Source organism: Butyrivibrio sp. X503 (assembly GCF_003625475.1).
Lineage (GTDB): Bacteria > Bacillota > Clostridia > Lachnospirales > Lachnospiraceae > Butyrivibrio.
On the sequence record NZ_RAIQ01000005.1, the window covers coordinates 39,448 to 56,831 of the forward strand.

The 17,384-nt window shown below is 44.2% G+C and carries 16 protein-coding genes; all 16 read left to right on the plus strand.

Going from position 1 to position 17,384, the window contains the following annotated elements; genetic code table 11:
* Positions 1 to 30: 30 nt before the first annotated feature.
* Positions 31 to 492, plus strand: coding sequence for a hypothetical protein (locus D6853_RS10350; protein ID WP_120657946.1), 462 nt, complete (start codon positions 31 to 33; stop codon positions 490 to 492).
* Positions 489 to 1,187, plus strand: a complete 699-nt coding sequence (locus D6853_RS10355; RefSeq protein WP_120657947.1) for a hypothetical protein — start codon at positions 489 to 491, stop codon at positions 1,185 to 1,187. The genes D6853_RS10350 and D6853_RS10355 overlap by 4 nt, the downstream gene beginning before the upstream one ends.
* A gap of 33 nt (positions 1,188 to 1,220) precedes the next feature.
* Positions 1,221 to 2,909: a substrate-binding and vWA domain-containing protein gene (locus D6853_RS10360; protein WP_120657948.1), complete on the plus strand. Its 1,689-nt coding sequence runs from the start codon at positions 1,221 to 1,223 to the stop codon at positions 2,907 to 2,909.
* Positions 2,910 to 2,936: 27 nt separating this feature from the next.
* On the plus strand, positions 2,937 to 3,881 hold the full coding sequence (gene hprK / locus D6853_RS10365; RefSeq protein ID WP_120657949.1) for an HPr(Ser) kinase/phosphatase: 945 nt from the start codon (positions 2,937 to 2,939) through the stop codon (positions 3,879 to 3,881).
* Positions 3,882 to 3,957: 76 nt separating this feature from the next.
* Positions 3,958 to 4,893 (plus strand): ROK family glucokinase, encoded by a 936-nt coding sequence (locus D6853_RS10370; RefSeq protein ID WP_120657950.1) that lies wholly within the window; start codon positions 3,958 to 3,960, stop codon positions 4,891 to 4,893.
* Positions 4,894 to 4,947: 54 nt separating this feature from the next.
* A complete protein-coding gene (gene murB, locus D6853_RS10375; RefSeq protein WP_330542127.1) occupies positions 4,948 to 5,859 on the plus strand; it encodes a UDP-N-acetylmuramate dehydrogenase in 912 nt (303 codons plus the stop codon).
* Positions 5,860 to 5,898: 39 nt separating this feature from the next.
* Positions 5,899 to 6,774 (plus strand): RNase adapter RapZ, encoded by an 876-nt coding sequence (gene rapZ / locus D6853_RS10380; RefSeq protein WP_092246507.1) that lies wholly within the window; start codon positions 5,899 to 5,901, stop codon positions 6,772 to 6,774.
* Between the two features lie 18 nt (positions 6,775 to 6,792).
* Positions 6,793 to 7,734, plus strand: coding sequence for a DNA-binding protein WhiA (whiA, locus tag D6853_RS10385; RefSeq protein ID WP_120657951.1), 942 nt, complete (start codon positions 6,793 to 6,795; stop codon positions 7,732 to 7,734).
* Positions 7,735 to 7,747: 13 nt separating this feature from the next.
* Positions 7,748 to 8,011: an HPr family phosphocarrier protein gene (locus D6853_RS10390; protein ID WP_120657952.1), complete on the plus strand. Its 264-nt coding sequence runs from the start codon at positions 7,748 to 7,750 to the stop codon at positions 8,009 to 8,011.
* Between the two features lie 281 nt (positions 8,012 to 8,292).
* On the plus strand, positions 8,293 to 9,246 hold the full coding sequence (locus D6853_RS10395) for a GNAT family N-acetyltransferase (protein WP_120657953.1): 954 nt from the start codon (positions 8,293 to 8,295) through the stop codon (positions 9,244 to 9,246).
* Between the two features lie 166 nt (positions 9,247 to 9,412).
* Positions 9,413 to 11,206: a Na/Pi cotransporter family protein gene (locus tag D6853_RS10400; protein ID WP_120657954.1), complete on the plus strand. Its 1,794-nt coding sequence runs from the start codon at positions 9,413 to 9,415 to the stop codon at positions 11,204 to 11,206.
* Between the two features lie 52 nt (positions 11,207 to 11,258).
* Positions 11,259 to 11,819 carry an NUDIX hydrolase gene (locus tag D6853_RS10405; protein ID WP_120657955.1) on the plus strand — a complete coding sequence of 187 codons (561 nt, stop codon included), beginning with the start codon at positions 11,259 to 11,261 and terminating at the stop codon, positions 11,817 to 11,819.
* Positions 11,820 to 11,881: 62 nt separating this feature from the next.
* Positions 11,882 to 12,646, plus strand: a complete 765-nt coding sequence (locus D6853_RS10410) for a Crp/Fnr family transcriptional regulator (protein WP_120657956.1) — start codon at positions 11,882 to 11,884, stop codon at positions 12,644 to 12,646.
* A 13-nt stretch (positions 12,647 to 12,659) separates the two neighbouring features.
* A complete protein-coding gene (gene pflA / locus D6853_RS10415) occupies positions 12,660 to 13,391 on the plus strand; it encodes a pyruvate formate-lyase-activating protein (RefSeq protein WP_120657957.1) in 732 nt (243 codons plus the stop codon).
* Between the two features lie 164 nt (positions 13,392 to 13,555).
* Positions 13,556 to 15,820: a formate C-acetyltransferase gene (gene pflB, locus D6853_RS10420; RefSeq protein ID WP_120657958.1), complete on the plus strand. Its 2,265-nt coding sequence runs from the start codon at positions 13,556 to 13,558 to the stop codon at positions 15,818 to 15,820.
* A gap of 211 nt (positions 15,821 to 16,031) precedes the next feature.
* Positions 16,032 to 17,384, plus strand: coding sequence for an MATE family efflux transporter (locus tag D6853_RS10425; protein ID WP_120657959.1), 1,353 nt, complete (start codon positions 16,032 to 16,034; stop codon positions 17,382 to 17,384).

Here is a 17,384-nt window from a genome sequence, read left to right on the forward strand (position 1 = left end):
CTATAAGGAAAGAATTGGGTTTACGCAACAATGATTAATTCGGAGATCATGCTTCTGCAAAGGAAAATTGCAGATTATCCTGTGCAGATCGATAAAATACAAAAAAGATATGCGCTTGTGAATACTCCAAAGGCTACCAGCATCGAATCGGCGATAAAGGGACTGAATGCGTATATTATCCAGCTTAAAGTCAACAACAGCTCTTTTGACAAAATAAAAGAGTATATTAAGGTTGACGGAAGCAGACTGGATGAGCTGATGCAGCAGGAGCAAAGCGGGAGTGTGGAATCCGCAGATTCCCTGCAGCTTAGCAAGGTTCAGCTTCAACAAGCCGGAGCAATGGTGGAGACATATCTTAATTCTATCAGCGCACAGCTCGACGGAGCCGAGGTTGCGCTTGAAAAGCTCAGACTGGCACAGAAGCAAAAAAAGACAGTAGATGTCATCAATCTTCTTGCGATGATTGAAAAAGGAGACGGATATAGTTTATGAAGAAAAAGAATCTGATGGTAGGAATACCGTTATTTATCATAGGAATAGCCGCAGCGGTGGCAATAGGGATCAATGCTTCCGACCTTATTATTTCTCTTGGCATCGTTGTTTTCAAAATCTTTTCTTTTGTGGCGTACGCGGCACTTGGAGTGGGATTTCTTTTGATCGCGGTTCCGATCGTGATACGTCTTTTGAAGAATCGTGCGGAAAAAGAGGCTCTTGCTAAAAAGGCAGCAGAGGAAGAGGAAGCAATACGTAAAAAGAAAGAAGATGTAAAAGGACTCGTCAGAGAGTTAATGAGCGAGGAAGAGAAATTTGTTCCGATCGGACAGACTCTTTTAAAAGAAATGGAAGATATGGATGAGTTTATCGAAAGGAACGAGAAGCTCTTTAAATTCAACGATATGACTGAGTTTGAGAGCATGAAGGAGATCATTTCTCAGGCTAAGAATGCGCTTTATCATAATTGCCGAGGAGTTGTGAATCTGTATGTTGCTTTGGAATCTTCGGAGGAATTTACAACAGAATCCGGCAAGATACTTGATAGCAATAACGAGCTATTGGACAATGCAAAGAAGTTCCTGTTAGAGCTTGCAAGATATACCAATGAGCAGAATGAAGACACCGATGCGGTTACACTTATCCGTGATTATGCGGATGCTATCGGACAGTCACTGAAACATACATATAATTAAAATGTTTTAAGGAAAGAGAGTTGTGAGGAGAAAATGAAAAAAAGTAAAAGAATTTTGAGGGGGCTTGCAGCAACTGTGTTGGCGATTGCCATAACGGGCTGTAACGGGAATGTAACAGAGAACGGCACACTTAATAATTCCCTTAGCTATGATGATGCGGTGACAGAGCTTAATACCTTTGTCAAAAAAATAAATCCGACGACAATTCCGGCCAGACTTGACGTGGATATGTCGGATGCGTCCGTGGCAGATTCATTGGCAAGCATTGATACTTTTGATATGATGCTTGAGGGAAATGGTGAAATAAATATAGAGATCGCAGCGCCTTCGGAGTTTTGCGGAAAGTCATACCCGGATGAATGGCTTGTTGCCGTCGGACAAAAGTTCAACAAGGAAGGCTATACGGTAGACGGAAAGAGCGTTTCCGTTTCAATAAGAAAGATATCATCGGGTGAGACCCTGACATACATAACGGAGGGCGGATATCAGCCGGACCTTTATATCCCTTCCAATGATATGTGGGGCGACATGCTCGCCGCCGAAGGTGTTAAGACCGTTAAGCTTGCAGACAGGATAGCGGGCAATACAGCCGGTATCCTTATGTCAAAAGAGGTATATGACAGCTATACGGAAAAGTATGGAGAAGTTACGGTTGACGGCGTCCTTGAAGCCGCCAATGCGGGGGATCTCGTGTTTGCTTATACCAATCCGTATACATCAGCGACCGGAATGAACATTCTTTGTTCAATGCTTCATGCATTTGACAGTGCGAGCCCGCTTTCTGACAACGCGGTCAGCCAGCTTGTGCAGTATCAGAATAATGCGCCTACCGCGGCGTATACTACTTCTATTCTTAAGGATTCTGCCGCGAAGGGCATAATCGATGCGATGGTAATGGAAGAGCAGACGTATATCAATACGCCGGAGCTTAAGAATTATGTATATACACCGGCGGGTGTTCGTCACGATCATCCTGTTTATGCTTTCGGATGGACTGATGAAGCAGAGACGGAAGTTGCTCAAAAATTTGTGGAATACTGCCAGTCTTCGGCAAGTCAGGACATGGCAAAAGAAAGAGGCTTTAACCTTCACGAGGAATATGTTTCCGAGCAGTACGGAATGTCCGGAGCAGATTATCTCTCTGCACAGAAGGTATGGAAGACTAATAAGAACGGAACCCGTCCCACCATTGCGGTGTTTGTGACAGATGTTTCCGGCTCTATGAACGGAACGAGGATCAAGTCTCTTAAAGAATCGCTTCTTAATACCATGCAATATATAGATTCAGGCAGCTACATCGGACTTGTGAGTTATAGTGATAAAGTATTTATCAACCTTCCGATAGAGAAGTTTGATAATAAACAGCGCGCATATTTCAGCGGCGCGGTTAAGGACCTTGAGCTTGGCGGACAGACGGCGACATACGACGCTGTTCTTGTCGGAATGCAGATGCTCGTCGAAAAGAGTAAAGAAGTTCCCGATGCAAACCTTATGCTATTTGTTCTTTCAGACGGGGCGCAGAATGCCGGCTATGAACTTAAGAGAATCACACCGATAGTTGGAGGTCTTGGAATTTCGGTATATACTATTGGTTATGAGATGGAAGACTCAGATAAAAAAGAGTTGCAGACTCTTTCGGAAATAAACGAGGCAGTATGTATTGATGCAGATGCATCTGATATAGTTAATGAGCTTAGAAATCTATTTAATGTAAATATGTGATGTTATAATTCAATCCGGGAGGAAAGCATGGCAAGCGTTAGTCTTAAAACCATCATCGAGAAAATGAAGCTCGATAATCTGACACCTGAGCTGGACATCAAGAAGATCCGTATCAGCCAGCCTGATATCAACAGACCGGCACTTCAGCTCGCAGGTTACTTCGAGCACTTTGAAGCGACCAGACTTCAGGTAATCGGCTTCGTTGAGTATACGTACATGGAGTCTTTTTCCGACGAAGAAAAAGAGAAAATGTATAAGGAGTTCTTATCGTTTGATATTCCGGGAGTTGTCTTCTGCAGAGAGCTCATTCCGGATCCTATATTCATAAAGATCGCATTGCAGGAAAAAGTTCCTGTACTTATGACCAAGAAATCAACTTCCGCATTTATGGCGGAGATCATCAGATGGCTCAATGTTAAGCTTGCGCCCTGCATTTCAATCCACGGCGTTCTTGTCGATGTTTACGGTGTCGGCGTTCTTATCACGGGTGAGAGCGGAATCGGTAAATCAGAGACTGCAATAGAGCTTATCAAGAGAGGACATCGTCTTGTATCCGATGATGTTGTTGAGCTTAGAAGAGTAAGTGAGGAGACGCTTATCGGCTCGGCTCCCGATATAACCAAGCACTTCATCGAGATGAGAGGTGTCGGAATCATCGACGTTAAAACCCTCTACGGTGTATCGAGTGTAAGAGAGACCCAGACGATCGACCTTGTTATCAAGCTTGAGGACTGGGATAAAGATAAAGAGTACGACAGACTCGGCCTTGAAGAAGAGTACACAGAGTACCTCGGAAACAAGATCGTGTGCCATCGCATCCCGATCCGTCCCGGACGAAATCTTGCTGTAATCTGTGAGTCCGCAGCGGTTAATCACAGACAGAAGGCAATGGGCTACAATGCGGCACAGGAGCTCTACAACAGAGTTCAGAATTCGCTTGCAAAGAGAAGATCAGAGGAAGACGACGACTGATCTGAAAGACAGAAATAATCGGAGGCAATATTTCTTTTGACTTCGTTATCATATTTATAGAGGAGAATTATAGAAAATGAGCAGATATGTATTTGGCGTAGATATCGGAGGAACTACGGTTAAGATCGGACTTCTCACTGAGGCAGGCGAGAAGATCGAGGTTTGGGAGATTCCCACAAGGACCGAGAATCACGGAGAGAATATTCTTCCCGATGTTGCGCAGTCCATAAGAGCCAAGATGAACGAAAAGGGCATTGACGATTCTGAAGTTATCGGTGCGGGCGTAGGTGTTCCCGGTGCAGTTAATGTCGACGGAATCTGCCATCAGGCGGTTAACCTTGGCTGGGAAAAGATGAATGTAGTTAACGAGCTTCATTCAAGACTTAAGCTTCCCGTTAAGGCAGGAAACGATGCTAACGTTGCGGCTCTCGGCGAGCAGTGGAAGGGCGGCGGACAGGGTTATCCCAATATGCTCCTTGTTACACTAGGAACCGGAGTTGGCGGCGGTATCATAAACGAAGGCAAGATCCTTACAGGTTCAAGAGGATCGGGCGGAGAGATCGGACACATCCATCTTGTAGATGATGAGCCCGATGCATGCGGATGCGGCAACCACGGCTGCTTTGAGCAGTTTGCGAGCGCAACCGGTGCAGTAAGAATTGCAAAAAGAGTTCTCGCAGAGTACGACGATGACAGCGTTCTTCGCGGCAAGGACTTTGCTTGTAAAGATATTTTCGATGCAGCCAAGAACGGCGATAAGATCGCAAAGATCTGTGCCGACAAGTATGGCTATTATCTCGGAAAAGGTATCGCAGCGGTTGCAACTGTTGTTAACCCTGAGATCATCGTTATCGGCGGCGGTGTTTCCAAGGCCGGCGATATGCTCTTTGATCTTTTGATGCCAAGCTTTAAGAAGTATGTATTCTCAGGCTGTGCAGATGCTAAGTTTGCTCTTGCAAAGCTTGGAAACGATGCGGGAGTATTTGGCGCAGCTAAGATGCTTCTGTATTGATAGAGCGAGGTCTGAAAAGGCTATAGTCAGACGTTTATAGAGGTGAAAGTTTTTTTGAATAAAGAAGTAGTTGAGTATATGAGACAGATTGTCTCATCCGAAAATGTAATAGAGAACGAAGATATGAGCAGGCACACAACGTTTAAGACGGGTGGGCCTGCGAGCTTATTTATAAGTCCGGAAGACACCGAGCAGCTTACAGAGGTTATTGCTGTATTAAAAAGAATTTCCGAAGACTTTTTTATCCTCGGAAACGGAAGCAATATTCTTGTTTCGGACAAGGGCTTTGACGGAGCGGTTATTTCACTTAGGAAGTTTTCCGAGGTTACGCTCAAGGACGACACGACGATCGAGGCGGGAGCGGGTGCACTTAATTCAGCCATAGCATCTTTTGCAAGGGATAACTCTCTTGCCGGATTTGAGTTTGCTGCGGGGATTCCCGGAACAATAGGCGGTGCGATGATCATGAACGCGGGAGCCTATGACGGTGAGATGAAGCTGGTGACCAAAGAGGTTACGGTGCTTTCTCCTTCGGGCGAGATAATGGTGCTTGATAATTCAACCATGGAATTCGGATACAGGACCACTGCGATAAAGGGACGAGGATACGTTGTTCTTTCCGCTGCGTTACAGCTTGAAAAGGGTGACCAAGAAGCCATAACCGCAAAGATGGCGGAGCTTGCTTCAAGAAGAAGGGACAAGCAGCCGCTCGAATATCCAAGCGCAGGTTCTACTTTTAAAAGACCCGAAGGATATTTTGCGGGTAAGCTTATCGAGGATGCGGGGCTTCGCGGATACAGTGTCGGCGGCGCCGCGGTTTCAGAAAAGCACTGCGGATTTGTTATCAACAAGGGCGGAGCGACTTCGTCCGATATTTATAAGCTTATAATCGAAGTAAAAGAAAAGGTAATGCAGGCTTCGGGTGTGGAGCTTGAACCTGAAGTTATAATGCTTGGCGAGTTCTGAGCAGTTTTTGTTTGAAGGATATGTAAGGAAGGGTAATTTATGAGGTTCGTCATTGTGACCGGAATGAGCGGCGGCGGAAAAGCTACCGCGATACATATGCTCGAGGATGCGGGATTCTACTGTGTAGACAATCTTCCCGTTTCTCTTATCGAGAAGTTTGCTGAGCTGATAACGCTCCCCGAGAACGAGATTGACAAGGCTGTTCTTGGAATTGACGCAAGAGCAGGTGAGAGATTTGACCAGGTTGCCGGAATGATTGATTCCCTTAAGGAAAGGGGAATTCCTGTTGAAGTTCTTTTCATGGACGCGAGCGATCAGGTGCTCATCAAGAGATACAAAGAGACAAGACGTGTTCATCCCATGAACGTCAACGCCACGGGCAATCGTATCGAAGACGGTATTGCCAAGGAGAGAGAGGTTCTTGCAGAGGTCAAGAAGCGCGCGGATTACGTTATTGATTCTTCCCAGCTTCTTACAAGAGAACTCAGGGAAGAGCTTGATAGGATCTTCGTTAAGAATGAAGACTACAATTCTCTTATGGTAACAATCCTTTCATTTGGATTTAAGTACGGTATTCCTTCGGATGCGGATCTTGTTTTTGATGTAAGATTTTTGCCGAATCCGTTTTATATTGATGAACTTAAACCTCAGACCGGAAACGACAAACCCGTTCAGGATTACGTTAAGAGCTTCCCTGCTTGCGGAGAGTTCCTTGATAAGCTGACGGACATGCTTACTTTCCTTATTCCGGGCTATGTTCAGGAAGGAAAGTATCAGCTGGTTGTAGCGATTGGTTGTACCGGAGGCCAGCACAGAAGCGTTACGATAGCCAACGAGCTCTATGACAGACTCAAGGCTTCGGGCGGAAATTTCGGACTTAAGCTGGCACACAGGGACGTTAAACACGCTAAGTGATACTTACTGAGGTGAGATATGTCTTTTTCATCGGATGTTAAAGAAGAACTTGTAGGGCATTTCGGGAATTCGAGACATTGTCAACTGGCCGAGATAGCGGCGATAATATCCGCCATAGGATACGTGAAAGTGGGCAGCGATGGGCAAAAGAAGCTGTTCCTTCAGGCCGACAATGAACAGATAGTCAGAAAGTTCTTTACATTATTAAGAAAAGCATTTAATATAGGAACTAGCATTTTTGAGAAAGATGCTGATATCAAGGCGAATGGCCGTATTTACAGGCTTGTATCGATTGACGGATCGGTTCTTGAAGCTTGTCTCAAGGCAGTTAAGCTCGTTACTCCCGAGGGAGAGCTTAAGGACTTACAAGACGGTATCAGCCCCATGGTCACCAAGAATTCGTGTTGTAAAAGAGCTTTTATCAGAGATTCTTTTCTGTGTCTTGGTTCCATAAGCGATCCCAATAAGGGTTATCATCTTGAGTTTGTCTGCGACCGTGAGATTCAGGCGGTTCAGCTGCAGGAGATGATCGAAAGTTTTGATATCGAGGCCCGCATAGTTGTACGCAAAAAATATTATGTACTCTACGTGAAGGAGGGCTCGGGGATAGTTGATCTTCTAAATATCATGGAGGCTCATGTAAGCCTTATGAATCTTGAGAATCTCAGGATAGTCAAGGAGATGAGGAATTCCATTAACAGAAGAGTCAACTGCGAGGTTGCCAATATTACCAAGACGGTTAATGCAGCCACCAAGCAAATAGAGGACATAACGTATATAAGAGACCATTACGGTTTCGACAATCTGCAGGACAGTCTTAGAGAAATGGCAGAGGTAAGGCTTGAGCATCCGGATGCAACACTTCTGGAGCTTGGAGGTTACCTGGAGCCACCTGTAGGAAAATCCGGTGTTAATCATCGTCTTAGAAAGTTAAGTGAGCTCGCTGAAAAGCTGAGATGAGGAGGAAAAATCTATGTTAACAAAATCTGTTGAGATCAAGTTGCCCAGAGGGCTTGAGGCTAGACCCGTTGCTGAACTTGTTCAGCTTGCGAGCAAGTACGAGAGCACAGTGCATATCGAGGCACAGTCCAAGAAAGTAAATGCCAAGAGTATCATGGGAATGATGACACTTAACCTCAATTCGGGTGAGGAAGTTACAGTGATCGCTGAGGGAACAGACGAAGTATCTGCAGTTGCCGATATGGAGAGCTTCCTTCTTGGAAACGGACAGAAATAAAAAAAGACCCTAAAAAGGGAGGATGCCAGGTAAGTTAACTTACCTGGCATATTATGAAAAAGTTTTATTTGGTATTGTCTTAACTCATCTGACAATATTATATTAACAGGCGAGTATGTACAAAAGATGATTTGAGGTAACCATTCTTTTAATTAATTGTAAATAAATTATGAACGCGAGGATTCCTTAGGGAATCCTTTTTCTTATGTGTAAGACACGGTAAATAGTGTGTATAATAGAAGAGACATGATGTTTGGAGCATAAGATAACAGGAGTAAGAAGTGCTGAAAAAGGTTTTGTTTTATATAGATAAAAAAAATATGACGGACAATGAAGTCGCAGCAAATATTAATGAGGCGGCTGATTATGTGAAGAGCTGTGGGTTCGAGGTGACTGTAAAGCTTTCTGGCGCTGTAGGTGATGAAAATAAAGCCGGCGTGAAAGCTCAGGATTCATCAGGAAGCGCTTCATTGGAAGAGTCTCTTTTCCTTACGGATTCAAGTCTGGCGGCGAAACTCCTTACGGACGAAGGCGCCTATGTTGTCGGATTATCTCATGAGCTTAATAAGAACGAGGATTTCTCCGGGCTTAAATATGTCTTTACCGACATTCAAGACGTCGACATCGATTCATATATAAAGGCTTATCAGAGATATGCGCATCTTCCGTGGGAAGTCATTAAGACGCCAAGACTCCTTATAAGAGAGACGACTCTTGATGATGTCGACAGATTTTATGAGCTATACAAAGATCCCGAGATGACAAGATATATGGAGGGACTCTTTGAAAATCCCGACGATGAAAAGCGCTATCAGAAGGATTACATAGAAAAAGTTTACGGCCTTATGGGCTTTGGAATATGGACCGTAGTAAAAAGAGATGACAATACCGTCATCGGAAGAGCAGGCTATTCCGTAAGAAACGGTTTTGATGATATCGAACTTGGCTTTCTTATAGGAAAAGACTATCAGGGACAAGGCTATGCCTATGAAGCCTGCGATGCGATCTTGCAATACGGAAAGGAGATCCTTCTTTTTGAAAAAGTCCAGACACTTGTAAAAGAAGAAAACACCGTATCGATCAACCTATGCAAAAAGCTTGGATTTACGGAGCTTGATACCGTAGAAGTTGAAGAGAATATCTACGGCGAAGAGTATAATACCGTGAAAACGGGAGGTGCCAAGCAACCAAACGCCGCAAGAGGCAAGTATGTAAGATTGATGAAACAGCTATAATATCAGATGCCGGAGAACAAGCCAAGAACGCAGTGTTTTTCGGCATCCTTTAATTTAAGGTGGCTTTTTTCCTCTACATCCTTTAATATATATGTGTAACAGAAGGATTATAGTTTGATAGGTACGGAGAGTGAAGCTCTTAATGATGAGTGCCTATGGAGGAGAAATGGACCCAAAAGAATTATTTACTTTGATAGCAGGACTGATAGGTGGTCTTGCGATGTTCCTTTACGGAATGAATGTTATGAGCGGAGGTCTTACCAAGGCCGCCGGAGGAAGGCTTGAAAGTGTACTTGCCAAAGTAACCAAGCATCCTATAATCGCGTATTTATTCGGTGTCGGTGTTACCGCACTGGTTCAATCATCATCCGCATCTACCGTAATGGTAGTCGGTCTCGTTAACTCGGGAATTATGACTCTTAAGCAGGCAGTCAATGTTATCCTTGGTGCCAACCTCGGTACAACATTTACAGCTTGGCTTCTTTCACTTAACGGTATCAGCAGTGAGAATTTCTTTGTAAGCTTACTTAAACCCAAGTCATTTACACCTTTCCTTGCAATGATAGGTATAGCTCTATATATGTTCTCCAAGAACGACAAGAAGAAAAACATCGGAACAGTCCTTCTCGGATTTTCTGTTCTTATGTTTGGAATGAGCAGCATGTCGGATGCCATGGCTCCCCTTAAGACCAACGAGGAGTTCAAACAGCTACTTACAACCTTCAGCAATCCAATAATCGGCTTCATGGTCGGAATCATTTTCACAATGGTCATCCAGAGTTCGGCCGGTACTATCGGTGTGCTCCAGGCAATCGCAAGAGACGTTCCCGTATTATACAGCGTCGCTATTCCTGTTGTTGTGGGAGCTGAGGTCGGTACCTGTATCACAGCCATTCTTTCATCGTTCGGTGCCAACAAGAACGGTAAGAGAACTGCTCTTATGCACCTTTACTTCAACCTTATCAAGGCCCTTTCATTCATGATCATCTTCTATATAGTAAACAGCATTGTTCATTTTTCTTTTATGGGCAACAGGATCGGAATGGCAGGAATCGCCGGAATTCATACGCTTATTAACTTAGTCGCAACGCCGCTCATGCTTCCTTTTGCGGGATTACTTGTAAACCTTGCGCTTAAGACAATTCCTATAGATGAAAAAGAGAAGAAGGAACAGGAGGAACAGCAGGGAATCCGTACACTCGATCCCCGCTTCCTTTCAAACCCGCCCTTTGCTCTTGAACAGGCAAGACAGGCAGCCATTGATATGGCTAACATGGCAAAAGATTCCTTGTACAAGGCTGTAGACCTTATTACCGATTTCAAGGAAGAGACAGCGGAAGAGGTTGATTATCTTGAGAGAAAGGTCGATCAGTACGAAGACCAGCTCGGAACTTATCTTATGAAGATAAACAACCATCATCTTTCACCTGAGGACAGCCATACACTTTCAGTGCTTCTGCACTGTATCACAGACTATGAGAGAATAAGTGACCACGCGCTCAACATCATGCAGAAGGCTCGTGGAATGAGCGAGAACAAGAGAAGCTTTACTCCCAAGGCGCAGAGCGAGATGGATATCTTTTCTTCTGCGGTAAAAGAGATCGTGGATATGTCAATCAATGCGCTTAAGACGCAGGATCCTGAAGTTGCCAAGACTATCGAACCTTTGGAAGAAGCTATTGACGGTATTCATAAAGAAGTTAAACGTCGTCACGTAAGACGACTTCGCAAAGGAAAATGTACGATCGAGCAGGGCTTTGATCTTAGCGACATCGGAACCGATTACGAGCGTATCGCCGATCACTGCAGTAACATAGCTGTCGGAATCATTGAAGTTAATGAGGATGCATACGATGCTCACGGCTATCTCGAAGCACTTAAGGCCGAAAAGAGAGAAGGCTTTGAGCAGGCAGTTGATTTCTATGAGCGCAAGTACGAGCTTCCTTCTGTAAAGTTCTAAGTATAAAACAGAAGTACGAACACATTGTATTTACAAAAATCAGGTAATAACTATGGATTTTCAGTATCTGGAAAAAAGAGAGCAGGGCGAGTTTATTACCCGCTACAATCTGCATTACAAGACAGTAGACAACAAAGACAAGACATACGAGATAATCAGCAGAAATCCGGATCTCAAGGGCTTTGATGATATTAAAAATAAAAAAGTAGACGCGGTCGTGCTCATCATGCATGACGAGACCGGAGAGAAAATACTGATAAACAAAGAGTTCAGAATGGCAGCAGGGGCGTGGGTTTACAACTTCCCCGCGGGACTTATCGATCCCGGAGAAGTTCCTGAAGAAAGCGCCAGAAGAGAACTCAAGGAAGAGACGGGGCTTGATATCATCGCCATAGATGACTGGATCGGCGAGAGTTACAGCGCCGTCGGTTTTTCCAACGAGAAGAATGTATGCTGCGTCGGAAGAGCTTCAGGAACATTCGCAAAGAGTAGTTCTACTCTTGAAGAAATTCAGCCCGGGTGGTATACCAAAGAAGAAGTAAGAAAACTTCTGAAAGAAGAGCCTTTTGCCGCAAGGACGCAGGCTTATTGCTACGCTTGGTCACACAAGTAAATTGCGCTCGTCGTTGATGCGCAAGATACGTGGGTTTTATTATTTGTATTTTCGGTATTTGTATGAGCGAAAAGAAAGATCAGAAAAACAAGGGAATATATCAGGCTTCAAAGAATAAAGAAGAGCTGAAAAAAGGCATAGAAGGCATTAAGATATGTGAGGATTGCGGAGGACTATGCACAGAGAGTGTGCCTATCATGGAAGGTCTTCCCGTCAATGCTCAGGTCAGTCTTATGGAGCATTCCGTTCATGAAACGCTCAAAAAGAACAGTTATCTTTTCAGAGAAGGTGAGCCGGTAGATTCTATATGCATCATCCGAAAGGGAAGAGTTAAACTCTGCAGATATGATTCCCTCGGAAGAGAGCAGATCATCACCATTCTTGCAGATCACGATATCATCTGGGAAGGAATGTTCCTGGATGGCAGTATTTATCCGTATTCAGCAGTATGTCTTACCAATGCATCCATCTGCACGATTCACAGAGACGATTTCATCAAGGTTGTTGACAATCCGACAGCTGCCATGAATATTATTATTCTTTTGAGTAAAAAGCTTCATGACGCCAACGAGCGCAATATGCTGCTTTCAACCAAAGATCCCATGGCAAGACTGGCAGGCTTTTTAATGTACAGAGTTGACAGAAGCGTAGAAGATGATATAGTTTTAAAGCTCGATGATATAGCTGCGAGTGTCAACTTAAGGACGGAGACAGTCAGCAGGAAGCTGCGCGAGATGGAAAAAGAGGGTCTGATCCAAAGGATAGGTCATGCAAGGATCAAAGTTCTTGACAGAGACGCCCTCAGGGATATTTATATTTACCAGTAATTTAGGAGTATTTATGATTAAAGGTGCAATTCATTCGATAGAGACCTTCGGTTCCGTTGACGGACCCGGAATCAGATTTATAGTTTTTTTAAAGGGATGCAATCTCAGATGTAAATACTGTCACAACGCAGATACATGGGATCCCAAGTCGGAGGATATGAGAACGCCCGATGAGCTTCTCGATTTCGCGGAGAGATACAGAAGCTACTGGGGTGAAGAAGGCGGAATTACTGTAAGCGGAGGAGAGCCTCTTCTTCAGATTGATTTCCTTATAGAGCTTTTTACCAAGGCAAAAGAGCGTGGGATAAATACCTGCATAGACACGGCGCTCCAGCCTTTTACAAGAGAAGAACCTTTCTTTTCCAAGTTTAAAAAGCTTGTGGAAGTAACGGATCTTATGCTCGTTGATATCAAGCACATCGATAATGAAGAGCACAAGAAGCTCACGGGACTTCCCAATGAGAATATTCTCGACGGAATGCAGTATTTGTCGGAGATCGGACAGCCGATCTGGATAAGACACGTACTTGTTCCCGATATCACTGACAACGACGAATACCTCAGAAAGACCAGAGCATTTATTGAGAATCTTTCTAACGTTAAAAAGATAGAAGTTCTTCCCTACCATTCTTTGGGCCAGCATAAATTCGAGGTTCTCGGAATACCGTACGAGCTGGAAGGCGTAAAATCGCCGTCTAAAGAGCGTGTGGAGAATGCAACCCAGATTTTACGCGGGTTAAAGTGATCGATATACCGAAAAAGACAGCAAAAAAGCGCTGTCTTTTTTTTAACAATATTTTTTAAAACTTGATTCTAATCAATGTTTGGCCAAATGCTAAATGGTAATATAATTCTCGGTCAGTATAAGTGATAATAATTTAACAATACTGCTTTGAAAGGAGTTTTGATATGAACGAAGCATGGAGAGGTTTTAAAGGAACCCACTGGCTGGATGACGTTAATGTAAGAGATTTCATCCAGAATAACTACACACCTTACGATGGCGATGAGAGCTTTTTGGCTGATCCCACAGATGCAACTAACAAGCTTTGGGGCAAGCTTCAGGAGCTTCAGAAGCAGGAGCGTGAAAAGGGCGGCGTTCTTGAGTGCGAGACAGAGGTTGTTTCAAGCCTTACAGCATACGGCCCCGGATACATTGACGAGTCTATGAAGGATCTTGAGAAGGTAGTTGGTCTCCAGACAGACAAGCCTCTTAAGAGAGCATTCATGCCTTTCGGTGGAATCAAGATGGCTGAGGAAGCTGCTGAGACATACGGCTACAAGGTTAACGAGAAGTTCCACAAGATCTTCACTGAGTATCACAAGACTCACAACCAGGCAGTATTTGATGCATACACACCTGAGATGAGAGCAGCAAGACACAGCCACATCGTAACAGGTCTTCCTGATACATACGGCCGTGGACGTATCGTAGGCGACTACAGAAGAGTAGCTCTTTACGGTATCGACTACCTCATCGAGAAGAAGATGGAAGATTACAACAACTGCGGTGACGGAACAATGCTTGATCACATCATCCGTCAGAGAGAAGAGATCTCAGAGCAGGTTAGAGCTCTTAAGGGAATGAAAGAGATGGCTAAGGTTTACGGCTATGATATTTCTGCACCTGCTAAGAATGCAAAAGAGGCTGTTCAGTGGCTTTACTTTGGTTACCTTGCAGCTATCAAGACTCAAAACGGTGCTGCTATGTCAGTTGGACGTGTATCTACATTCCTTGACATCTACATCGAGAGAGATATTAAAGAGGGAACACTTACAGAGAGCGAGGCTCAGGAGCTTATCGACCACATGACAATGAAGTTCAGAATGGTTAAGTTCGCTCGTATCCCTTCATACAACAACCTTTTCTCAGGCGATCCCGTTTGGGCAACACTTGAGGTTGGTGGACTTGGTATGGACGGACGTCACATGGTTACAAAGAACGACTTCCGTTTCCTCCACACACTTGAGAACATGGGACCTTCACCCGAGCCCAACCTTACAGTACTTTACACAGCTAAGCTTCCTGAGACATTCAAGAAGTACGCTGCTAAGATTTCAGTTACAACATCTTCAATCCAGTACGAGAACGACGATGTTATGCGTCCTATCTGGGGCGATGATTACAGCATCTGCTGCTGCGTATCAGCTACACAGACAGGTAAAGAGATGCAGTTCTTCGGAGCAAGAGCTAACCTTGCTAAGTGCCTTCTTTACGCTATCAACGGCGGTAAGGATGAGAAGTTCCTTACAAAAGACGGTAAGCACATGCAGATCGGACCTGAAATGGCTCCTATCACAGCTGACGTTCTTGACTACGATGAAGTTATGCGTAAGTATGACGTAATGATGGATTGGCTTGCAGGACTCTATGTAAACATCCTCAACCTTATCCAGTACATGCACGACAAGTACTACTACGAAGCAGCTGAGATGGCTCTTATCGATACAAACGTAAGACGTACATTCGCTACAGGTATCGCTGGATTCTCACACGTTGTTGATTCACTTTCAGCTATCAAGTACGCTAAGGTTTCAACTGTTCGTGACGAGTCAGGTCTTGTTGTAGATTACAAGATCGAGGGAGACTTCCCCAGATACGGTAACGATGATGAGAGAGCAGACGAGATCGCTGTATGGCTCCTTAAGACATTCATGAAGAAGATCGAGAAGCACCACACATATCGTGATTCTGAGCCTACAACATCTATCCTTACAATCACATCTAACGTTGTTTACGGTAAGGCTACAGGTGCTACACCTGACGGAAGACCTGCATTCGCTTCATTCGCACCCGGAGCATCACCTTCATACGGTGCAGAGAAGGCCGGACTTCTTGCTTCACTTAACTCTGTTGCTAAGATTCCTTACGAGTACGCTCTTGACGGAATTTCTAACACACAGACAATGAACCCCAACGCTCTTGGCCACGACGACGAAGAGAGATCAAACAAGCTCGTTAACGTTCTTGACGGATACTTCAACCAGGGTGCTCATCACCTCAACGTTAACGTATTCGGTAAGGAGAAGCTCATCGATGCTATGGAGCATCCTGAGAAGCCTGAGTATGCTAACTTCACTATCCGTGTATCAGGATATGCTGTTAAGTTCATCAACCTTACTAAGGAGCAGCAGCTCGACGTTATCGCACGTACATGCCACGAGGCACTTTGATAACATAAACAAGTTTCATTGCAATACGTTGTTTTATAATAAGAAGAACGACTCGATATTTCGGGTCGTTCTTTTTATGTCATACGGTTCATAATTTTAGATAAAAATAACAATTTAAACTATTTTATTTTGCACAAAACAATGATAGAGTGAAGATATGCGAAAGCCTTAAAAATACAGCTTTTGCCCAGATTATCATATGAGGCGTTATATGAATAAAAGATATGTCACCGACATGACAGAAGGCAATGAACTTCTGCTTCTAATTAAGTTCACGATCCCCATGCTTCTGGGGAATCTTTTCCAGCAGTTTTATAATATGGCGGACACTGTTATCGTGGGACATTACGGCGGTAAATACGGAATGCCCGCTATCGGTGCGGTCGGAAGTGTCAATTTTCTCTTTTTCTCTCTTTGCATGGGAATGGGAGCCGGAGTCGGCATCATGATCTCTCAGCATTTTGGAGCCGGTAAGGATGACTACGTTAAGAAGATAGTCGGTAACTCAATCTATATTACGCTTGTAGCAGGCCTGCTTATGAGTATCATAAGTGTGACCTTGGCAAAGCCTATTCTTAATATAATGAAGATACCGGATGAGTGTATGGCAGATGCCCTTACATATATGAGAGTTGTCTGCGGAGCAACAATCCTTGTTGCAGGTTATAATATGATCTCTTCTATATTAAGAGCGCTCGGAGATTCAAGAACACCTCTTATCTTCCTGGTGGTTGCCTGCCTTATAAACATTGTCCTTGACATTATAACCGTCAAATGGCTCGGAATGGGCGTCTTGGGAGCTGCGCTTGCAACCGTTATATCGCAGACTATCGCTATGATCGGATCGATAGTTGTGGGAATCAGGATCAATCCATATCTTCAGATAGAAAAAAGACATCGCGAGGTTGATATGAATATCATCGATAACGCCATAAGACTTGGCGTTCCGCTTGCGCTTCAGAACGCGCTTATAGCCTTTTCTTGCGTGGCACTGCAAACTGTTGTAAACAGCTTCAAGAGCGATGTAATGACTGCATATACCGCAACAGGAAGGATCGAGCAGCTTGTACAGCAACCGTTCGGATCGCTTGGTACAGCGATCTCAACGTTTACGGGGCAGAATACAGGCGCAAGGAAACTCGACAGGGTAAAGAGCGGATGCATAAAGAGTGTGATGCTTATAGCGGCCTTCAGCGTTCTAATGGTGGTTGTTATGTTTTCGCAGGGAGAGAATATAATAAGATTCTTTACACCCAATGAAAACGCAGTCAAGATCGGTGCGCAGGGTCTTAAGATAACGAGTATGTTCTATTTCTTTTTGGGACTGATATATGTGTTCAGAGGAACGCTCAATGGCGTAGGAGATGCTGCTTTTGCCTTGATAAACGGAATTCTTGAAGTAGTCGGAAGACTTGGCTTTGCAGCGTTATTGGTATCCATATCCGGTATAGGAATGTGGGGCTGTTGGTATACCAACGGACTTACATGGGCCATAACCGGAATAGGATGTGTGCTTAGATATATGAAGGGCGGCTGGAGAAAAAGAATCTTCAATGAGGCGTGA

Bases quoted from the DNA above. Each gene is read 5' to 3' on its own strand.
- D6853_RS10405 (WP_120657955.1), top strand. From the start codon at position 11,259: ATGGATTTTCAGTATCTGGAAAAAAGAGAGCAGGGCGAGTTTATTACC.
- D6853_RS10410 (WP_120657956.1), top strand. From the start codon at position 11,882: ATGAGCGAAAAGAAAGATCAGAAAAACAAGGGAATATATCAGGCTTCA.
- D6853_RS10370 (WP_120657950.1), top strand. From the start codon at position 3,958: ATGAGCAGATATGTATTTGGCGTAGATATCGGAGGAACTACGGTTAAG.
- D6853_RS10400 (WP_120657954.1), top strand. From the start codon at position 9,413: ATGGACCCAAAAGAATTATTTACTTTGATAGCAGGACTGATAGGTGGT.
- D6853_RS10390 (WP_120657952.1), top strand. From the start codon at position 7,748: ATGTTAACAAAATCTGTTGAGATCAAGTTGCCCAGAGGGCTTGAGGCT.
- D6853_RS10360 (WP_120657948.1), top strand. From the start codon at position 1,221: ATGAAAAAAAGTAAAAGAATTTTGAGGGGGCTTGCAGCAACTGTGTTG.
- pflA (WP_120657957.1), top strand. From the start codon at position 12,660: ATGATTAAAGGTGCAATTCATTCGATAGAGACCTTCGGTTCCGTTGAC.
- D6853_RS10350 (WP_120657946.1), top strand. From the start codon at position 31: ATGATTAATTCGGAGATCATGCTTCTGCAAAGGAAAATTGCAGATTAT.
- hprK (WP_120657949.1), top strand. From the start codon at position 2,937: ATGGCAAGCGTTAGTCTTAAAACCATCATCGAGAAAATGAAGCTCGAT.
- pflB (WP_120657958.1), top strand. From the start codon at position 13,556: ATGAACGAAGCATGGAGAGGTTTTAAAGGAACCCACTGGCTGGATGAC.
- rapZ (WP_092246507.1), top strand. From the start codon at position 5,899: ATGAGGTTCGTCATTGTGACCGGAATGAGCGGCGGCGGAAAAGCTACC.
- whiA (WP_120657951.1), top strand. From the start codon at position 6,793: ATGTCTTTTTCATCGGATGTTAAAGAAGAACTTGTAGGGCATTTCGGG.
- D6853_RS10355 (WP_120657947.1), top strand. From the start codon at position 489: ATGAAGAAAAAGAATCTGATGGTAGGAATACCGTTATTTATCATAGGA.
- D6853_RS10425 (WP_120657959.1), top strand. From the start codon at position 16,032: ATGAATAAAAGATATGTCACCGACATGACAGAAGGCAATGAACTTCTG.